The 19,176-nt window shown below is 70.0% G+C and carries 19 protein-coding genes; 13 read left to right on the top strand and 6 right to left on the bottom strand.

Annotation, left to right across the window (positions count from 1 at the left end):
- The 7 genes from ASG69_RS10690 to ASG69_RS10660 all read left to right on the top strand — a co-directional run.
- Nucleotides 1-532: NlpC/P60 family protein (locus ASG69_RS10690; protein WP_235578920.1), on the top strand; the 532-nt coding region annotated here is incomplete at its 5' end.
- Between the two features lie 95 nt (nucleotides 533-627).
- The gene (locus ASG69_RS10685; protein WP_081821192.1) at nucleotides 628-1,875 is read left to right on the top strand and encodes an AAA family ATPase; all 1,248 of its coding nucleotides are present in this window, start codon (nucleotides 628-630) and stop codon (nucleotides 1,873-1,875) included.
- Between the two features lie 2 nt (nucleotides 1,876-1,877).
- A complete protein-coding gene (locus tag ASG69_RS10680) occupies nucleotides 1,878-2,882 on the top strand; it encodes a DUF58 domain-containing protein (RefSeq protein ID WP_082544467.1) in 1,005 nt (334 codons plus the stop codon).
- On the top strand, nucleotides 2,879-3,874 hold the full coding sequence (locus ASG69_RS10675; RefSeq protein WP_056444650.1) for a VWA domain-containing protein: 996 nt from the start codon (nucleotides 2,879-2,881) through the stop codon (nucleotides 3,872-3,874). The genes ASG69_RS10680 and ASG69_RS10675 overlap by 4 nt, the downstream gene beginning before the upstream one ends.
- A gap of 108 nt (nucleotides 3,875-3,982) precedes the next feature.
- Entirely contained in the window at nucleotides 3,983-4,741 is a 759-nt protein-coding gene (fabG1, locus tag ASG69_RS10670; RefSeq protein ID WP_056444648.1) for a 3-oxoacyl-ACP reductase FabG1, read from the top strand.
- 68 nt (nucleotides 4,742-4,809) lie between these two features.
- Nucleotides 4,810-5,634 carry an NADH-dependent enoyl-ACP reductase InhA gene (inhA, locus tag ASG69_RS10665; RefSeq protein WP_027505312.1) on the top strand — a complete coding sequence of 275 codons (825 nt, stop codon included), beginning with the start codon at nucleotides 4,810-4,812 and terminating at the stop codon, nucleotides 5,632-5,634.
- A 63-nt stretch (nucleotides 5,635-5,697) separates the two neighbouring features.
- Complete coding sequence (locus tag ASG69_RS10660; protein ID WP_056444645.1) at nucleotides 5,698-6,750, top strand: ferrochelatase; 1,053 nt, start codon at nucleotides 5,698-5,700, stop codon at nucleotides 6,748-6,750.
- A gap of 104 nt (nucleotides 6,751-6,854) precedes the next feature.
- On the opposite strand, the gene ASG69_RS10655 is transcribed toward ASG69_RS10660, so the two are convergent.
- Nucleotides 6,855-7,676 carry a hypothetical protein gene (locus ASG69_RS10655; protein WP_056444642.1) on the bottom strand — a complete coding sequence of 274 codons (822 nt, stop codon included), beginning with the start codon at nucleotides 7,674-7,676 and terminating at the stop codon, nucleotides 6,855-6,857.
- Nucleotides 7,677-7,809: 133 nt separating this feature from the next.
- Between ASG69_RS10655 and ASG69_RS10650 the strand changes: the two genes are divergently transcribed.
- From ASG69_RS10650 to ASG69_RS10640, 3 genes are all read left to right on the top strand, one after another.
- Nucleotides 7,810-8,658 (top strand): DUF3097 domain-containing protein, encoded by an 849-nt coding sequence (locus ASG69_RS10650; RefSeq protein WP_056444639.1) that lies wholly within the window; start codon nucleotides 7,810-7,812, stop codon nucleotides 8,656-8,658.
- Nucleotides 8,659-8,721: 63 nt separating this feature from the next.
- Nucleotides 8,722-9,153 carry an NfeD family protein gene (locus ASG69_RS10645; protein WP_056445187.1) on the top strand — a complete coding sequence of 144 codons (432 nt, stop codon included), beginning with the start codon at nucleotides 8,722-8,724 and terminating at the stop codon, nucleotides 9,151-9,153.
- On the top strand, nucleotides 9,154-10,383 hold the full coding sequence (locus ASG69_RS10640; protein ID WP_056444636.1) for an SPFH domain-containing protein: 1,230 nt from the start codon (nucleotides 9,154-9,156) through the stop codon (nucleotides 10,381-10,383).
- Between the two features lie 3 nt (nucleotides 10,384-10,386).
- Here ASG69_RS10640 and ASG69_RS10635 read toward each other — a convergent pair whose 3' ends face one another.
- From ASG69_RS10635 to ASG69_RS10625, 3 genes are all read right to left on the bottom strand, one after another.
- Nucleotides 10,387-10,965, bottom strand: a complete 579-nt coding sequence (locus ASG69_RS10635) for a hypothetical protein (protein WP_037185388.1) — start codon at nucleotides 10,963-10,965, stop codon at nucleotides 10,387-10,389.
- A complete protein-coding gene (locus tag ASG69_RS10630) occupies nucleotides 10,965-11,561 on the bottom strand; it encodes a hypothetical protein (RefSeq protein ID WP_027505318.1) in 597 nt (198 codons plus the stop codon). The genes ASG69_RS10635 and ASG69_RS10630 overlap by 1 nt, the downstream gene beginning before the upstream one ends.
- A 115-nt stretch (nucleotides 11,562-11,676) precedes the next feature.
- Nucleotides 11,677-12,300, bottom strand: a complete 624-nt coding sequence (locus ASG69_RS10625) for a TVP38/TMEM64 family protein (RefSeq protein ID WP_056445184.1) — start codon at nucleotides 12,298-12,300, stop codon at nucleotides 11,677-11,679.
- Nucleotides 12,301-12,574: 274 nt separating this feature from the next.
- Here ASG69_RS10625 and ASG69_RS10620 point away from each other — a divergent pair, with 274 nt between their 5' ends.
- The 3 genes from ASG69_RS10620 to meaB are packed head-to-tail and all read left to right on the top strand — an operon-like array spanning nucleotide 12,575 to nucleotide 17,792.
- Entirely contained in the window at nucleotides 12,575-14,506 is a 1,932-nt protein-coding gene (locus ASG69_RS10620; protein ID WP_082544466.1) for a methylmalonyl-CoA mutase family protein, read from the top strand.
- Nucleotides 14,503-16,782: a methylmalonyl-CoA mutase gene (scpA, locus tag ASG69_RS10615; RefSeq protein ID WP_235578919.1), complete on the top strand. Its 2,280-nt coding sequence runs from the start codon at nucleotides 14,503-14,505 to the stop codon at nucleotides 16,780-16,782. Before ASG69_RS10620 ends, scpA begins: the two co-directional genes overlap by 4 nt.
- 2 nt (nucleotides 16,783-16,784) lie before the next feature.
- The gene (gene meaB, locus ASG69_RS10610) at nucleotides 16,785-17,792 is read left to right on the top strand and encodes a methylmalonyl Co-A mutase-associated GTPase MeaB (protein WP_056444633.1); all 1,008 of its coding nucleotides are present in this window, start codon (nucleotides 16,785-16,787) and stop codon (nucleotides 17,790-17,792) included.
- Nucleotides 17,793-17,794: 2 nt separating this feature from the next.
- Here the strand turns inward: meaB and ASG69_RS10605 are convergent, their stop codons facing one another.
- Nucleotides 17,795-18,838 carry a nucleoside hydrolase gene (locus ASG69_RS10605; protein WP_056444626.1) on the bottom strand — a complete coding sequence of 348 codons (1,044 nt, stop codon included), beginning with the start codon at nucleotides 18,836-18,838 and terminating at the stop codon, nucleotides 17,795-17,797.
- Nucleotides 18,839-18,850: 12 nt separating this feature from the next.
- The coding region (locus ASG69_RS10600; protein WP_200933803.1) for a CoA transferase at nucleotides 18,851-19,176 on the bottom strand (326 nt) is incomplete at its 5' end.

The raw sequence follows: 19,176 nt of genomic DNA, 5'->3' as shown, positions 1-19,176 counted from the left end.
GTCGGGAAGCACGTCGTCGGGAAGCACGTCGTCGGGAAGCACGTCGTCGGGAAGCACGTCGTCCGGCGGCGGTCGCGGGACCGCCACCAAGGATCCGTCGCTCACCGGGTCCGCAGCCATCGAACTCGTCATCGACCGCGGCATGTCCGTGTTGGGCACCCCCTACTCGTGGGGTGGCGGCAACGAGAACGGGCCGACCAAGGGCATCCGTGACGGCGGTGTCGCCGACAGCTACGGCGACTACAACAAGGTGGGCTTCGACTGCTCCGGCCTCATGATGTACGCCTTCGGTGGTCTCGGGATCTCGCTCCCGCACTACACCGGCTACCAGTACACGGCCGGCAAGCAGGTGCCGTCGTCCCAGATGCGCCGCGGCGACATGATCTTCTACGGTCCGGGCGCCTCGCAGCACGTCGCCCTCTACCTCGGTGACGGCAAGATGCTCGAGGCTCCGCAGTCGGGATCGGTGGTGAAGGTGTCGCCCGTCCGTTTCGACGGCATGACGCCGTACGCCGTCCGCATGGTGGAGTGACACCCCGTCCGAGCAGGTAGAACGTCATGTGTCCTCGCCACCTGCAATAGTGGTGCTCGGCAGCAGAGTCCGGGTAGAAAGCGGTGGTTCCACAGGTGACGTCACGAGAGACCGACACGACCGACATCTCTCGGGACGTGCAGACGCTCGAGAAGGCCGTCTACGAGGTCAAACGCGTCATCGTCGGTCAGGACCGACTGGTCGAACGCATCCTCGTCGGGCTTCTCGCACGTGGGCACGTCCTGCTCGAGGGTGTTCCCGGTGTGGCGAAGACGTTGGCGGTGGAGACGTTCGCGACGGTGGTCGGGGGCTCGTTCTCCCGCGTGCAGTTCACGCCCGACCTGGTGCCCACCGACCTCATCGGTACGCGCATCTACCGTCAGGGCAAAGAAGAATTCGACACCGAGCTCGGCCCGGTGGTCGCGAACTTCGTGCTCGCGGACGAGATCAACCGAGCTCCGGCCAAGGTGCAGTCGGCTCTCCTCGAGGTCATGGCCGAGCGCCACGTCTCCATCGGTGGTCACACGTATCCCATGCCGGATCCGTTCCTCGTCATGGCGACGCAGAACCCCATCGAGAACGAGGGCGTGTACCCCCTTCCCGAGGCGCAGCGCGACCGCTTCCTGTTCAAGATCGTCGTGGACTACCCGACGGTCGAAGAAGAGCGCGAGATCGTCTACCGCATGGGCGTCGCGGCACCGAAGCCCAAGCAGATCCTCGACCCGGTCGAGTTGGTGCGCCTCCAGAACGTCGCGGCGTCCGTGTTCGTCCATCACGCCCTGGTCGACTACGTCGTGCGCGTCATCGCCGCCACCCGTACTCCGCGCGACGTGGGCCTCGACGACGTGGCCGGCTGGATCGCCTACGGCGCGTCACCCCGAGCGACCCTCGGCATCATCAGTGCCTCCCGTGCGCTGGCGTTCCTGCGTGGACGGGACTACGTCGTGCCGCAGGACGTCCTCGACGTGGTGCCGGACGTGCTGCGGCACCGTCTCGTGCTCTCGTACGACGCCCTGGCCGACGAGATCACACCCGAGCAGATCATCACGCGCATCCTGCAGACCGTGGGTCTGCCGCAGGTCGGCGCCCAGCCGGTCCAGCAGCAGGCGCCGGCTCCCCAGCACAACGGTCCTCAGCAGAACGGTCCTCAGCAGAACGGACCCCTGCAGAACGGCCCCCAGCAGCAGGGACCGGGCGGACCGCAGCAGTTCCAGCCCGGACCCCCGCAGCCCGGTCCCGACGGACCGTCGCAGCAGGGTGGCCCCCAGCAGAACGGTCCCCAGCAGGGCGGCCCGGCGCCGTGGATGCAGAAGCAGACTCCCGCGACCGATCCCACGCGGTGACCATGGCGTCACCCACGGGTGACCGGCCCGGTGATCCGGTGTTCGGCGCACCCGCCGTGCAGCAGTCGTTGCGCGGTGCGCCCCCGTCCTTCGCCTCGGGATCGCTGGAGGACCCTCGGTTGTCGGCTGCGCTGCGCACCCTCGAGCTGACCGTTCGTCGGCGCCTCGACGGCGTTCTGCACGGCGATCATCTGGGCCTCATCCCGGGCCCGGGTTCCGAGCCGGGCGATGCACGCGAGTATCAGCCGGGCGACGACGTACGTCAGATGGACTGGTCCGTCACCGCGAGGACGACGCACCCCCACGTCCGGCAGAGCGTCGCGGACCGCGAGCTCGAGACGTGGATGGCGATCGACCTGTCGGCCTCCCTCGACTTCGGCACCGCGGGTTGCGAGAAGCGGGACCTCGCCGTCGCGGCCACATCGGCCATCGCGCATCTGACCAGTGGCGGCGGCAACCGCATCGGCGCCGTCGTCGCGACGGGCGAACGCGTCGTCCGGGTCCCCGCGCGGGGCGGTCGGGCGCACATCCAGTCCCTGCTCCGCACCGTGGCCACCACACCGCACGCACCCGACGGCACCCGCGGCGACTTCGTCGGCGCCATCGACGCTCTGCGACGGCCCGAACGTCGACGCGGCATGGTGGTCGTCGTCAGCGACTTCCTCGGTCCGACGGACTGGGAGCGTCCGCTCCGCGCCCTGGCGGCCCGCCACGACGTGCTGGCCGTGGAGGTCGTCGACCCCCGCGACCTCGAGCTGCCGGATGTCGGTGACGTGGTGTTGCACGACCCGGAGACGGGACGGACGCGGGAGTTCAGCACGACACCCCGGTTGCGGGAGGACTTCGCGGCCGCCGCTGCGGCGCACCGCGCGAACGTCGAGAAGATCCTGCGTGGCTGCAGCGCGCCTCGGCTCACCCTGCGGACGGACGGCGACTGGATCGCCGACGTCGTCCGCTTCGTGTCCCGGCGACGCCACGGCGCGAGCATGGGAGCGAGTACGCGGTGAGCCTGTCCGATTTCTCGTCACCCTGGTGGCTGCTCTTCCTCCTCGTGGTCGCGGGCCTGGTGGTGGCCTACGTGCTCGCGCAGCGCCGCCGTCAGCGCAACACCATGCGCTTCACCAACATGGAGTTGCTCGAACGCGTCGCACCGAGGCGCCCCGGACTGGTGCGCCACGTCCCCACGGCGCTCGTGCTCGTCGGGTTGCTCTTCCTGACCGTCGCCCTGGCCGGACCGACGTCCGATCAACGGGTTCCGCGTAATCGGGCGACGGTCATGCTGGTCATCGACGTGTCGTTGTCGATGGAGGCCACCGACGTCCAGCCGACGCGACTGGCAGCGGCGCAGGAGGCCGGCAAGCAGTTCGCCGACGGCCTGACTCCCGGCATCAACCTCGGACTCGTCGCGTTCGCGGGCACGGCATCGGTGCTGGTCTCACCGACCACCGATCGTGAGGCGACGAAATCGGCCATCGATCGGCTGCAGCTGGCCGAGCGGACCGCCACGGGCGAGTCCATCTTCACGGCGATGCAGTCGATCGAGACACTCGGCGCGGTGCTCGGTGGATCGGACGCGGCGCCGCCGGCACGGATCGTGCTGCTGTCCGACGGCAAGCAGACCGTTCCCGAGAACCCGGACGACCCGCGCGGTGGGTACACGGCGGCCCGCGAGGCGGAGACGAAGGGGATCCCGGTCTCCACCATCTCGTTCGGCACCAGTTACGGCACGGTGGACATCACCGACGAGCAGGGCGACACCCAGCGCGTCGCGGTGCCCGTCGACGACCCGTCGCTCGAGGAGATCGCACGCCTGTCGGGTGGCAACTTCTTCACGGCGTCGAGTCTCGAGGAACTCACCGAGGTGTACGACACGCTCGAGGAGCAGATCGGCTACGAGACCACCCGCGGTGACGCGAGTCGGCCCTGGTTGATCGCCGGAGTGCTGTTCGTGTCGGCGGGACTTGTCACAGCATTGTCACTACGCCAGCGAGTCCCCTGACACGCATCGGTAAAGTACGCGCGGGTCGAGGCGATCGACGACGTCCGTGATCGCCCACCGACTGGCCGTTGCTGCGAGCAGCACCCCCGAGAGAGAAGGTTCATCCGTATGTCCTCTGCGCCCGAGTCCGCGACACCCGACGCGACGGCCGGCGGGGGATTCGTCTCCCGGTCCGTGCTCGTCACCGGCGGTAATCGGGGCATCGGCCTGGCCGTGGCCCGCCGACTCGCCGCGGACGGCCACAAGGTCGCGGTCACGCACCGCAGCTCGGGTGCACCGGACGGACTGTTCGGGGTGCAGTGCGACGTCACCGACACCGCGTCCGTCGATGCCGCGTTCACCCAGGTGGAGAAGCATCAGGGCCCCGTCGAGGTGCTCGTCGCCAACGCGGGCATCACGGACGACACCCTGCTGATGCGGATGACCGAGGAGCAGTTCACCTCCGTCATCGATGCCAACCTCACCGGCGCGTTCCGGGTGGCCAAGCGAGCGAGCCGCTCGATGCTGCGGGCACGCTTCGGACGGTTCGTCTTCCTCGGTTCCGTCGTCGGTCAGGCCGGCGGACCCGGCCAGATCAACTACGCGTCCTCCAAGGCGGGTGTCGTCGGCATGGCGCGCTCGCTCACCCGTGAGCTGGGCTCGCGTTCGATCACCGCGAACGTCGTGGCACCCGGGTTCATCGAGACCGACATGACGGCCGAGCTCGACGACAAACTGCGGGACACCGCGCGCGAGTACATCCCGCTGAAGCGACTCGGTACTCCCGAGGACGTCGCCGCGGTGGTGAGCTTCCTCGCGTCACCCGATTCGAGCTACGTCTCCGGCGCGATCATCCCGGTCGACGGCGGTATGGGCATGGGCCACTAGCCCACCTCGTCCCGACTCACGCCCGATCGACTCGGGCCCACCAGACTTCACACGAAAGGCACACGCACATGGGCGGACTGCTCGAAGGCAAGACCATCCTGATCACCGGGATCATCACCGACGCGTCCATCGCGTTCCACGCGGCCAAGGTCGCGCAGGAGCAGGGCGCCAAGGTCGTCATCACCGGGTTCGACCGGCTGCGACTGATCGACAGGATCGCCCAGCGACTGCCGGAGCCCGTGCCGCCGGCGATCGAGCTGGACGCGACGAACGAGGAGCATCTCGCCGCACTCGCCGGTCGCATCTCCGAGGTCGCTCCGGAGGGCATCGACGGCGTTCTGCACTCCATCGCGTTCGCTCCGCGCACCCTGATGGGCCCGGGGTCCAAGCCGTTCCTGGAGGGACCGGGTCCCGACGCGGCCGCCGCGTTCCAGATCTCTGCCTGGTCCTACGCCTCGCTCGCACGCGCCGTGCTCCCCGTCATGAACGAGGGTGGATCGATCGTCGGCATGGATTTCGATCCGCGCACGGCGATGCCGTTCTACAACTGGATGGGCGTGGCGAAGGCTGCGCTCGAGTCGGTCAACCGCTACGTCGCCCGCGAGGTCGGCGAGGCCAAGAAGGTCCGTTCCAACCTGGTCGCCGCGGGCCCTATCAAGACGCTCGCCGCCAAGGCCATCGCGGGTACCGCGACGGGTGACGCGGACAAGATGAACCAGCTCAACGAGTACTGGAACGGTGCGTCCCCGATCGGCTGGAACTTCAACGACCCGACGGCCGTGGCCAAGTCGATCTGCGCGCTGCTGTCGGACTGGCTGCCGGCGACGACCGGGTCGATCGTCTACGTCGACGGCGGCGCGAGCCACAACACCTGGCTGCCCGAGAATCTCTGACATCTCGCCTCGATCCGAGCATCCTCTCGGGTCCACCGAAACGGGTTCCGGCACAATGGCGTCATGACCTACGACGCGCTTCTGCTGCTGTCCTTCGGTGGGCCCGAGGGGCCGGACGAGGTGCGGCCGTTCCTGGAGAACGTCACCCGTGGCCGCGGAATCCCGCCCGAGCGCCTCGATGCCGTCGCCGAGCACTACCACCACTTCGGTGGGGTCTCGCCGATCAACCGACTCAACCGCGAGATCATCGCCGCAGTCGAGACCGAGTTCGCGCTCACGGGCATCGACCTGCCCGTGTACTTCGGCAACCGCAACTGGCATCCCCTGGCGGAGGACACCGTCGCCGCGATGCGGGCCGACGGTGTGCGCAACGCGCTGGTGTTCCCCACCTCGGCCTGGGGCGGGTACTCGGGCTGTCGGCAGTACCACGAAGACATCGCCCGCGCCCGTGCCGCCGTGGGGGAGGGCGCTCCGCAGCTCACGAAACTGCGGCAGTACTACGACCATCCGCTCATGGTGGATGCCTTCGCCGACGCGATCCGCGCGGCGATCGGCAGGCTTCCGGCGGATCGCCGGGCCGGTGCTCGCGTGGTCTTCACGGCGCACTCGGTGCCCGTCTCGGCGGACGAGGCCGCGGGTCCGCCGTCGGCGGGCGGCCACCTCTACAGCCGTCAGGTCACCGAGGCGTCCCGATTGTGCGCCGCCGCAGCAGGTGTCGACGAGTTCGACGTCGTGTGGCAGTCCCGGTCGGGACCGCCGCAGATCCCGTGGCTGGATCCCGACATCTGCGATCACCTCGAGGCCCTGGCGGAGACGGGCGTCGACGCCGTGGTGATCTGCCCGGTCGGGTTCGTCTCGGATCACCTCGAGGTGGTGTGGGACCTGGACACCGAGGCGGTCGAGAAGGCGCAGGAACTCGGCATCGCTCTCGAGCGTGCCGGCACCCCGGGTGCGGACCCCCGATTCGCGCGGCTCGTGCGCACGCTCGTAGAGGAACGCACCGTGGGCACCGCGCCGCTGCGTCTGGGTTCCGAGCCCGCCTTCGGGACCACCGTCGACGGAACGCCGTGCAATCCCGGCTGCTGTGAGCCCCCGGTGCGTCGCCGCCCGGCCTGACAGCTCGAACATCCCGGGAACCACCCACCCGCGAGTACGCCGAAAGTGTCGTGATCCGGGCATGGATCGCGACACTACGGACGTACTCGCGCGAGGGGGTACCGCTAGCGTCGATCGGGCGACAGGTACCCGTCCACGGCGGCGCGCACGGCGGCACGGCGCGCGGCGCGCACGGCGTGACGCAACGGCCGGAGCACGGCTTCGCGGGCCTCGGCACCGCTGCTGCTGGGTGCCTCCGAGGGCGCCGACGTCTGCGCGGCCGCGAGGATGGCGTCCACCCGGTCGGCCGTGTCGAGAACTCGGGTGGTGCGTTCGGGGAGCGGCGGGTAGCGATGGCGGCTCGCGATGGCGAGGCGCTCGGCAATCATCGTGTGCGGGTCGCCGCCGGAACGGCCGGTGTCGACCGTCTGCACCGCGGTGAGGGCCTCGGCCGCACTCCGGACGGTGTCCCGCATCGAGTACTCGATCTCCCCGAGCGCCAGCTCCTGGTAGGTGACCGGCACGGTGACGGTGAACACCGTCCACCGCATGACGTCGGGGCCCTCGTCGGTGGGGACGAGTCCGACACCCGGCTGACCCGGCACTCCGATGACGACGCCTTCGCCCGCGAGCACGGCGGCTGCCGAGAACGCGGAGTCGGTCGGCAGCCCGGCGACGTCACCGGGGGCGGGAAGAACCATGTCGACGGTCACCTCGCGGTCGCCGACGGGCGCCGCGGCGCGGACGACTCGGAGCAACTGGGCGATGCCGACGTCACGAGGAGTGGGCCACGGGAGGTCGTGCCGCTCGGATGTCTCGGGATCGGCGGCGACGACGAGGGCCAACGGTGCCCACTCGGTGAGGGCATCGATCACGTCGTCGGGCGGCGCGGCTCCGGCGAGCCAGGCGCCGCACCAGATGGCGAGGCTCGAGGATGGGGACGACACCGTCCGATCATAGGCGGCGTCGGAGGCGACCGGCGTGGCTGCGGTCGGGGAGTGCGCGGCGCCGATACCGTGGGACGGCCCGGTGACCCGACAGTCCTGTCCCGGGAGTGAGCGCGGAGGGCGAGGGAAGACGATGACAGCGGACAACCGGTACGGCGGCGACATCTTCGCCGGGCACGCGAGGCGAGCGCGACGCGTGGTCCCGACGATGGCGGCCGAACGGGACGTGGTGGTCGAGGACGCGGCGACCGGATTCTGCGGCGCCGTGGTGGGTTTCGAGCGCACGTACGACGGTGACTTCGTCCGGCTCGAGGACGGCCGAGGCGTACGGAGGCTTTTCGCGATGCGCGAGGCCGCCTTCCTCGTCGACGGAAGCCCGGTGACGCTGACGCGTCCGGCGCCGACCCGTGCCGTCGCTCCGACCCGCTCGGCCTCCGGGTCGACGCGGGTGGAGAACGTACGAGCGAAAGTGGCTCTGCCCAGCCGTATCTGGGTGGAGGGCATTCACGACGCCGCCATCGTCGAACGGGTCTGGGGCCACGACCTGCGGGTCGAGGGTGTGGTCGTCGAGCATCTCGAGGGACTGGACAACCTGGCAGAGCGGTTGCAGGAGTTCGGACCCGGGCCGGGACGCAGGGTGGGGGTTCTCGTCGACCACCTCGTCGACGGCTCGAAGGAGGACCGCCTGACGCGGTCGCTCGGCCCGTACGTGACGGTCACGGGACACCCCTACATCGATGTGTGGGAGGCGGTGAAGCCCGCCGCGGTGGGCATCGAGGCATGGCCACGGATCCCGCGCGGCACCGACTGGAAGACCGGCATCTGCCGCGAGTTGGGTTGGGGCACACCGCAGGACGGGTGGCGCCGGGTCTACGGTGCGGTGTCCAGTTTTCGCGATCTCGAGGCGCCGCTCATCGGCGCGGTGGAGCGCCTCGTCGACTTCGTCACCCTGGGTGACGAGAACGGGGAGACAGGTCGGTAACGATCTCCCCACGACGGTCACGCGCACCCCACGGGCTCGTCGTTCGTCGCTACTGTGGAGTTCGTGGTTGCACTTCTGTGGCTCGTCGGAGCGGTGATTCTCGCTGCGGGTGAAGCGCTGTCCGGAGATTTCTTCCTTCTCATGCTGGCCGGCGGAGCCCTGGGTACCGCGGGCATCTCGGCGCTGACCGACTTCCCCGTGTGGGGCGACGCGATCGTGTTCGCGATCCTGTCCGGAGCCCTGATCCTGGGTGTCCGGCCGGTGCTGACCCGCCGGTTCTCGACGCCCCCGCCGACCCCCACCGGGATCGCCGCGCTCACCGGGCGATCCGCGCAGGTGCTCGATGCCATCGATCAGCACTCCGGCACGGTGCGGCTGGACGGTGACGTGTGGACGGCTCGTCCGCTCGATCCCACCGAGGTGTACACGGCCGGAACGACCGTGACCGTGATGAAGATCGACGGCGCCACGGCCGTCGTGTGGAAGGGACCCTAGATGGGTGACTATGCCGCCTTGATCGCCCTTGCCGTGGTGGTGCTGTTCGTCGCCGTGGTGGTGGCGAAGTCGGTGACGCTCGTGCCGCAGGCCGAGGCCGCGGTGATCGAGCGTCTGGGCCGATACTCCAAGACGGTCTCCGGGCAGCTCACGTTCCTCGTGCCGTTCGTCGACCGTGTCCGAGCGAAGGTCGACCTGCGTGAGCGCGTCGTGTCCTTCCCACCGCAGCCGGTGATCACGCAGGACAACCTGACGGTGTCCATCGACACCGTCGTGTACTTCCAGGTCACCACCCCGCAGGCCGCGGTCTACGAGATCAGCAACTACATCGTCGGTGTCGAGCAGCTCACCACGACGACGCTTCGCAACGTGGTCGGCGGTATGACCCTGGAGGAGACGCTCACCTCGCGTGACTCCATCAACGGCCAGCTCCGCGGAGTGTTGGACGAGGCCACCGGGCGATGGGGCCTGCGTGTCGCCCGAGTGGAGCTCAAGAGCATCGATCCGCCGCCCTCCATCCAGGAGTCGATGGAGAAGCAGATGAAGGCGGACCGCGAGAAGCGTGCCACCATCCTCACGGCCGAGGGACATCGTGAGTCGTCCATCAAGACGGCCGAGGGTGACAAGCAGTCGCAGATCCTGTCCGCGGAGGGCGCCAAGCAGGCCGCCATTCTCTCCGCCGAGGGTGAGCGTCAGTCCCGCATCCTCCGTGCGCAGGGTGAGCGGGCGGCCAAGTACCTCAACGCACAGGGTGAGGCGAAGGCCATCGAGAAGGTGTTCGAGGCGATCAAGGCCGGCAAGCCGACGCCCGAGTTGCTCGCCTACCAGTACCTGCAGACGCTGCCGAAGATGGCGCAGGGTGATGCCAACAAGATGTGGGTGGTGCCGTCCGACTTCGGTGATGCCCTGAAGGGCTTCGCCAAGAATCTCGGTGCGCCGGGCGACGACGGCGTCTTCCGTTTCGAGCCCAGCGACCAGGGCGAGACGCACTCCAAGCCGGAGGACGACTCCGCGGAGGTGGCCGACTGGTTCGACACGAAGACGGACCCGGCCATCGCTCGGGCGGTGGCCGACGCCGAGGCCGTGGCACGCAAGCCTGTCGACACGTCGTTGGCCGCCGCACCCAACCCGGCGCGGGACTCGGCTCCGGAGCCCGCGAAGGCCGTCGAGTCCTCCACGCCGGACGGGTCCGGGTCGGGCGACGACGCACCGCGCGAACTGGACCGCTGACGGTCAGGCAGCCAGGCCCGCGCCGATGCCGCCCGCGGCGAGTGCCCAGAGCACGCTGGTGAAGGTTCCGATGATGAAGTACTCGGACGCCCGCGGGTCGCGGAGTTCGGGGTAGCGTGCGAGTCCCTTCACCGCGAGCACCACGGCGATGCCCTCGGGCCACCCCGTGAGCACCGCGACCACGACGGCGATGCGTTCGAGTGTGCCGATGACGAGCCCCCCACGCAGGACGGGGCGCTCGTCGTCGGCATCGCCGTCTCCGGGCTCGGGCCGTCGGCGCGCGAGATGGAAGACCGCGGGAACGACGACGGTGCCGCCGGTGACGGCGACCGCGACGACCAGGACCATCGCGACGACGAGTGGTGGCCCGGTGACCGGTGCGCCGGCGATCGCGGCGGCGAGACCCGCCAGTGCGAGCATCCCGGCGGACAGGAGTGCCGGAATCCACCAGCGCAGCGGCGGCAGCCACCGGACGCGGCGACCCGGCGCAGCCGTCGGTGGGATCGTCGGCACCGGTCGGGCGGGAAGCAGTGCTGCTCCGGCGGAGAGCGCGAGTGCGAGCAGCGCGAGGGTGGTCGCCATCAGGCGTCCGTTCCGCGTGCGCGCAGATCGGCGAGCGCGAGCATCCGCGCCACGACCGGTCGTGCTGCACGCTCGGCCTGCCACCCCGCGACGGCCAGTCGTTGGGACACGGCCTGCGGTGTGATGGACAGTTCCTCGGCGACGGCGGTCTGCGATCCGAGCCTGCGGACACTGTCGACCGCGGCGCGGCCCTGCTCGGTGCGCCGGACCAGGAGCAGTGCGAGCAGTGCCACCACGGCGTCGGCATCGCCGGCGGACTCGGCGTCACCGCCGCGGACCGCGATGTGGGCGACGGCGTTCTTGGCGCTGTCGACGGCGTCCCGCGCGGCTTCGAACGCCGGGCCCCGACCCGCTCTGGTGGAGCGTGGCAACGGATCCTCCACGGCCCCCACCCCGATCCCGACGCTCCAGTGCCCGTCCTCGAGGAAGTCGAGGGCGAGGTCGAGCGCCACCGACGCGTCGTCCGCCACACCCTGGACCTCGTCGCCGGCCGTGCGTTCGAACGGGCGCACCAGGTCGGTGGCTCGGTCGAGGATGTCGGCGACGCGATCGATGTCGCGTCGACTTCCGCGTTGGTCCACGGTCAGAACGAACATCGATCAACCCTAGAAGCTTGATCAGTCGGAATCAAGCCTCGAGTCTTGATGCGTTGCGACGTACAGAGTTCGTCGTCGACCTTGATCCGTCCACATCAAGCCCGTGACCTTGACCTCATCGATCGCCGGCCACCGGCATCCGCGCGTCCAGGATCAGTCCCACGACGCCCACGGCAATGCAGACCCCCGAGATCGCGAGCAGGACCGGATCGCCGTGACCGGCCAGAGCGTCGCCGAGCAACACGATGCCGACCGTCCCCGGGATCACCCCGACCACCGTCGCCAGCGCGAACGGCACCACGGCCACCGAGGACAGGCCGGCGGAGTAGTTGACCACCGAGAACGGCACCGGCGCGATGAGTCGAAGACTCCCCACCGCCAACCATCCCCGTCGCGCGAGACGGGAATCGACGGCCCGGATCACCGGATGGTCCCAGCGTGCGGTCACCACGTCGCGGCCGAGTGCTCGGACCAGCAGGAACGCGAGCACTGCACTCACGGTCGTCGCCACGACCGCCACGCCGACCCCCGTCACGGGTCCGAACAGCACACCCGCCGACACCGTGAACAGGGTGCGGGGGATCGGCGCCACCGTGATGATCGCGTGCGCCGCGAAGAAGACGAGGGGGAAGGCCGGCCCGACGGCGACGGCCCACTCCCGCACGCGGTCGATGGTGGGGAGGGGTACGAGCAGTGCCACGACGATCAGGGCGGCGAGCACGGTGACGGTCGCGGCCACGCGCAGCACGAGCGCGCGGCGGCCTCCGACGACGATCGACTCCTCCGACGGCACTGTGTCGTGCGGGTCGATGTCGGGGGTCGTCACATCTGCTCACGCTACCGAAGAGCGATGCGAGCGGTGCTCGTCGACGCGGTCGGAACGGTCACTAGGAGGACCGATGCTCGGACGCCCTACTAGTGTGAAGTTTGTCTCAGGCCACTGTGATGGGACTCGGGATAGCGTGCCCGGAGTGCGGTTAACATCACAGCATCCGCAGGCGCGAAAGGGACACATGGCCACGTCACACACCGGGACACCGGATTCCGTCGCTGCCGAGGACGTCGGCGCGGCCGTACCGGTGAGCAGCGCCGAGGAGGGTTTCGCGACCTGGCGCCGCGGCGTGGCCGGGGTGCTGGCCAAGGCTCGTCGGGTGGACGTCTCGGAGCTCCCCGAGCATCCGGAGACGCTGCTCGAGGTGACCACGTACGACGGGGTCACGGTGCGGCCCCTGTACGGGCCGCTGGACGAGACTGCCGAGGCTCCGCTGCCCGGCACCTTCCCCTTCACGCGCGGCACGGACGCGCATCGCGACGTCAACGTCGGGTGGCTGGTCGCCGGTCGGTTCGGTCGTCCCGCCGGTGCGGACTCGGACGCGGCGACGCTCAACGACCAGCTCCTCGACGCGCTGCAGAACGGCACGAGCGCCCTGTGGCTCGACACGGCGTCCGTGGGCGCCGAGGGCCTGGCCCGCGCACTCGACGGGGTCCTGCTCGACCTCGCGCCCCTGACACTGGACGCGGGTGCGGACGTCACAGCGGTGGCCGACGCGCTGTTCGCGCTCCTGGACGAGCGCGGTGCCGCCGCCGACGTCCGACTGGGGGCGTCACCGCTGACCGATCGATTCGCCGACCTCCCGGGTGCGAGCGAGCAGGACGCGATCGATCTCGCGGTGCGGGCAGTGGCGCGCACCGAGCGGGTGCGCGCGATCACGTTGGACGGCACCGTGTTCCACGCTGCCGGGTCGGCAGACGCGCAGGAGGTCGGTCTGACCGTCGCGGCCGGACTCGAGTATCTGCGCGCGCTCACGGCGGCGGGACTGTCCACTGTCGAGGCATTGGGACAGGTGGAGTTCCGGCTCGCGGCCACCGACGAGCAGTTCGAGACCATCGCCAAGTTCCGTGCGGCCCGGCGGGTCTGGGCCCGGGTGGCCGAGGTGCTCGGGGCGCCGGAGCACGGCGGGGCCCCACAGCACGCCGTCACCTCGGCGGCGATGATGACGCAGCGCGATCCCTGGGTGAACATGCTGCGCACGACGCTGGCCGCGTTCGGCGCCGGTGTGGGCGGAGCCGACGCGGTGACCGTCCTGCCGTTCGACGCCGCGATTCCCGGCGGCGCCGCGGACGTCTCGCAGACCTTCGCCGCACGGATCGCGCGCAACACCCAGCTGCTCCTGCTCGAGGAGTCCCACCTGGGTCGGGTGGTCGATCCGGCCGGTGGTTCCTGGTACGTCGAGTCGCTCACCGACGCGCTCGCGGACTCGGCGTGGTCGGTCCTGCAGGCGGTCGAGGCCGCCGGCGGTTACCGCGCCGCCCTGGAGTCCGGTGAGATCGCGCGCCGGGTCGAGGAGACCCGAGCTGCCCGTGCGAGCGACATCGCCCACCGCCGCACCGCGGTCACCGGTGTCAACGAGTTCCCGAACCTGCAGGAGCCGTCGCCCGCGGCCTCGGGGAACGGCACCGTCGCCGGACGTCCCGCGACGCGGTACGCCGCCGAGTTCGAGGCGCTGCGTGATCGCAGCGACGCGGTGCTGGCGGACAAGGGCAGTCGCCCGGTGGTGCTGCTGGCGCCGTTGGGCAGCGTCGCGGAACACAACGGACGCACCACGTTCGCGGCGAACCTCATGGCGTCGGGCGGGATCGAGGCGGTGAACCCCGGTGCGGGAGCCGATCTCGCCGCGGTGGCACGCGAGACCGCCTCGCCGATCGCCGTGCTGTGCGGCACCGACAAGCGGTACGCCGCCGAGGGACCGGACGCCGTCGCCGCTCTGCGGTCGGCGGGGGTGCGGACGGTGCTCGTCGCCGGCGGTGCCTCGGCCTTCGCGGACGCGTCGCCGGAACAGACCCCGGACGGACATCTCACGCTCACCATCGATGCCGTCGCCGAACTGAGTGCTCTTCTCGATGCACTCACCGGCGAGGCTCGTACGGAAGGACACACCGCATGACCGACGACGCTGGTGACATGGGCCCCGTGGGCAGTTTCGCGGACGTTCCGCTCGTCGACCCCCGCGGTGCGGACGCGGCAGCGCCGGCGGCCGACGATGCGCGCGCCCACGTCGAGGCGGCCGCGGCGGCTCACGGCTACTCGCCCGAGCAGGTGGTGTGGTCCACCCCCGAAGGCATCGACGTCCGACCCCTGTACACCGGCGCCGACCGGGCGGAGGCGGCCGAGGCCGGGTACCCACTCGACTCCTACCCGGGCACGGCTCCGTTCCTGCGCGGTCCGTACCCGACGATGTACGTCAACCAGCCGTGGACGATTCGTCAGTACGCCGGATTCTCGACGGCGTCGGAGTCCAACGCGTTCTACCGTCGCAACCTCGCTGCCGGTCAGAAGGGGCTGTCGGTCGCGTTCGACCTCGCAACGCACCGCGGCTACGACAGTGACCACCCGCGCGTGCAGGGCGATGTCGGCATGGCGGGTGTCGCGATCGACTCGATCTACGACATGCGCCAACTCTTCGACGGGATCGACCTGGGGTCGGTGTCGGTGTCGATGACCATGAACGGCGCCGTGCTGCCGATCCTGGCGCTGTACGTCGTCGCGGCGGAGGAGCAGGGCGTCGGACCGGAGAAGCTCGCCGGCACCATCCAGAACGACATCCTCAAAGAGTTCATGGTGCGCAACACCTACATCTATCCGCCCGAGCCGTCGATGCGGATCATCTCCGACATCTTCGCGTACACCTCGACGCACATGCCGAAGTTCAACTCGATCTCCATCTCCGGCTACCACATCCAGGAAGCCGGCGCGACGGCCGATCTGGAGCTCGCGTACACCCTCGCCGACGGGGTGGAGTACATCCGCGCCGGGCTGGCCGCGGGCATGGACATCGACACGTTCGCCCCGCGGCTGTCCTTCTTCTGGGCCATCGGCATGAACTTCTTCATGGAGGTCGCCAAGCTGCGCGCGGGCCGGTTGCTGTGGGCGGAGCTGGTGCAGAAGTTCGATCCGTCCAGCGCGAAATCACTGTCGCTGCGCACACATTCGCAGACGTCCGGCTGGTCGCTGACGGCGCAGGACGTCTTCAACAACGTCTCCCGCACGTGTATCGAGGCGATGGCCGCGACGCAGGGACACACGCAGTCACTGCACACCAACGCGCTCGACGAAGCGCTCGCGCTGCCCACCGACTTCTCCGCCCGGATCGCCCGCAACACCCAGCTGCTGCTGCAGCAGGAGTCCGGCACGACGCGGCCCATCGATCCGTGGGGCGGCTCGTACTACGTGGAGTGGCTGACCCACCAGCTCGCCGATCGGGCCCGCGCGCACATCGCCGAGGTCGAGGAGGCCGGCGGAATGGCCAAGGCCATCGGCGAGGGCATCCCGAAGCTCCGCATCGAGGAGGCGGCGGCGCGGACGCAGGCGCGCATCGACTCCGGTCGGCAGCCGCTGGTGGGTGTCAACAAGTACGTGCCCGACGAGCCCGACGCCATCGAGGTGCTCAAGGTCGAGAACTCGCGGGTGCGCACCGAGCAGATCGAGAAGCTCGAGCGGCTGCGCGAGGAGCGCGACCCCGGCCGCGTCGAGGCGGCGCTGTCCGCCCTCACCGCGGCGGCCGCGTCCACCGACGGCGGGATGGAGAACAACCTGCTCGCCCTCGCCGTCGACGCGGCGCGGGCCATGGCGACGGTGGGCGAGATCTCCGACGCTCTCGAGAAGGTCTACGGACGGCACCGCGCCGAGATCCGCACGATCAGCGGTGTCTACCGGGACGAGGCGGGGAAGGCCACGAACATGGTGCATGCAGGCGAGCTGGCGACGGCGTTCGCGAAGGCGGAGGGCCGCCGACCCCGCATCCTGGTGGCGAAGATGGGGCAGGACGGTCACGATCGCGGGCAGAAGGTCATCGCGACGGCGTTCGCCGACATCGGCTTCGACGTCGATGTCGGCCCCCTGTTCCAGACCCCCGAGGAGGTGGCGAACCAGGCCGCCGACAACGACGTCCACGTCATCGGGGTGTCGTCGCTCGCCGCCGGTCACCTGACGCTGGTTCCGGCGCTGCGGGAAGCACTCGCCGCCGTCGGCCGGTCCGACATCATGGTCGTGGTCGGCGGCGTCATCCCGCCGGGCGACTTCGACGCGCTGCGTGAGGCCGGGGCGGCCGCGATCTTCCCGCCCGGCACGGTGATCGCCGACGCCGCGGTCGATCTCATCGGCCAGCTCGCGGAGAGCCTGGGTCACGGCGCGGCCGTCTCGGACGCAGGAGCGAACGCCTGAGCATGTCCGACGCGACCGCACGTCCCACGCGTCCGGCGATCGATCTCGACGCGCTCGTGGCCTCGGTGCGGGCCGGTGAGCGTGCCGGGCTGGCGCGTGCCATCACCCTCGTCGAGTCCACCCGCGACGACCATCGCGACCTCGCCCAACAGATGCTGCTCGAGCTCCTTCCGCACGCCGGGGGGTCACATCGGGTGGGCATCACGGGCGTACCGGGAGTCGGCAAGTCGACGTTCATCGACGCCCTGGGCATGACGCTCATCGAGAAGGGCCACCGCGTCGCGGTTCTCGCGGTGGATCCGTCGTCGACCCGTACCGGGGGCTCCATCCTCGGGGACAAGACGCGGATGGCACGGCTCACGGTCGCGCCCGAGGCGTACATCCGGCCGTCCCCGACGTCGGGAACCCTCGGCGGTGTCGCGAAGGCGACCCGCGAGACGATCGTGCTGCTCGAGGCGGCCGGCTACGACGTCGTGCTGGTGGAGACCGTCGGGGTCGGGCAGTCCGAGATCACGGTCGCGGGCATGGTGGACACCTTCTGCTTCCTGACGCTCGCGCGCACGGGAGATCAGCTGCAGGGCATCAAGAAGGGTGTCCTCGAACTCGCCGACGTGGTCGCCGTCAACAAGGCCGACGGGAACCATCTCCGCGACGCCAAGGGTGCCGCGCGCGAACTCGCCGGAGCGCTCCGACTGATCTACCCGCACGACGCCCTGTGGACGCCGCCCGTGCTGACGATGAGCGCGATCGAGGAGACCGGACTCACGGAGTTCTGGGACACCGTGTGCCGCCACCGCGACGTCCTCACCGCGGCAGGCGACTTCGACGCCCGCCGCCGCGACCAGCAGGTCCAGTGGGTGTGGACCATGGTGCAGGACCAGCTGATGCGCCGACTGTCGTCGAGTCCCGCGGTGACCGCCGTCCGCGCCGACGTGGAGAGGCGCGTGGCCGACGGGTCTCTCACCGCGGCCCTGGGTGCGCAGGAGATCCTGACCGCCTTCGACGGCTGAACTCAGCGCCCGGCGGCGAACGCCCCGACCATCGCGAGCAGGTGATCGAAGAAGGCGTCCGGATCGGTCGACACGGCGATCGCGGCATTGGGGCGACGTCCCCAGAACCCGCGCCGGTCGGCCACCGTCGTTCCCCGCGTGAGGGTCCCGACGAGTTCGACGTCGACGGTGGCCAGGGCGTACTCGGCGATCTCCGGGTGCAGTGCGACGGCCGCTGCGAACGGGTCGTGCATGTGCGCCAGGTATCCCTCACCCTGCGCGTGGTGGAACTCCATGTAGAACCGCACCGCGTCGGTCAGGTACCGCACGACGGGGACCGACGCCGTCGAGCGTGCTCCCACCTCGTCGATCGAGAGGTGCTCCACCGGAACGGATCCGGCGATCTCTGCCAGACGTGCCACGTGCGACGGATGCATCTCGATCCGTTCCGTCAGGCCCAGGGCGCACACGATCGGCTCCCGGCCCGAGGGCACCGCGTCGAAGGCGTCGAACACCTCCTTCGCGGCTTCCGGGTCGACCGCCACGTTCCATTCGGAGGTGGGCGTCGTGTTCCCCGGGTGATCGACGCTGCCGCCCATGATCACCAGACGCTTCAGCAGCACGGGCAGTGCGGGCTCGAGCCGCAGTGCCAGAGCCAGATTCGTCATCGGACCGGTCACCAGCCCGACCAGCTCGCCCGGGTTCTCGCGCGCCAGGTCCACCCACGCCTGCGCCGCCGTCCGATCGGAGACGGTCATGGTGGGCGCCGGCAGATTCGCGTAGCCCACTCCCAGCGGACCGTGCGTGTCCTCCGTCGTCATCAGCGGGGCGACCAGCGGTGCGTCGACGCCGACCGCCACCTCCACGTCGGTCAGACCACAGATCTCCAACCAGGACAGCGTGTTCCGTGTCACCTGCGCGGTGGGCACGTTGCCCGCCGTGCAGCACACGGCCACGATCTCGGCCTCCGGACTCGCAGCCAGATAGACCAGAGCGAGGGAATCGTCGATTCCGGTGTCGACGTCGACGAGGAGTCGAGTGCGGGCGGGGGAGTCGACGTCGGTCATGCCGCCATCCTGTCAGGACGGGAAGCGTGGCTCGTCGCGTCCCCACGGGCGGGCCGGGAAGGGGTGATCGTCGTACTCCGCGAGCGCCGGTCGGGCCGTGCGGACGTCGTCGTGGAGGACGGTGTGCTCGTCCGTCGGCAGCACGGGGTCGGATGGAGTGTCGACCTTGCCGTCGGCATCGAGCAGCCAGGCGGCAGTGCGTGCCAACGAGACCGACACCGTCCTACCGATGCCACCGTCGAGGCGCTGGGTCAGAGCGTCGACGATTCCCGCCGCCAGCAGGTGGCCGGACGCGTGATCGAGCGCCTGCACCGGCAGCGCCCCCGGAACCCCGGTCG

Origin of the sequence: Rhodococcus sp. Leaf225 (genome assembly GCF_001426145.1) — a bacterium.
Classification (GTDB): domain Bacteria; phylum Actinomycetota; class Actinomycetes; order Mycobacteriales; family Mycobacteriaceae; genus Rhodococcoides.
This window is presented reverse-complemented; position numbering and strand designations above follow the sequence as displayed.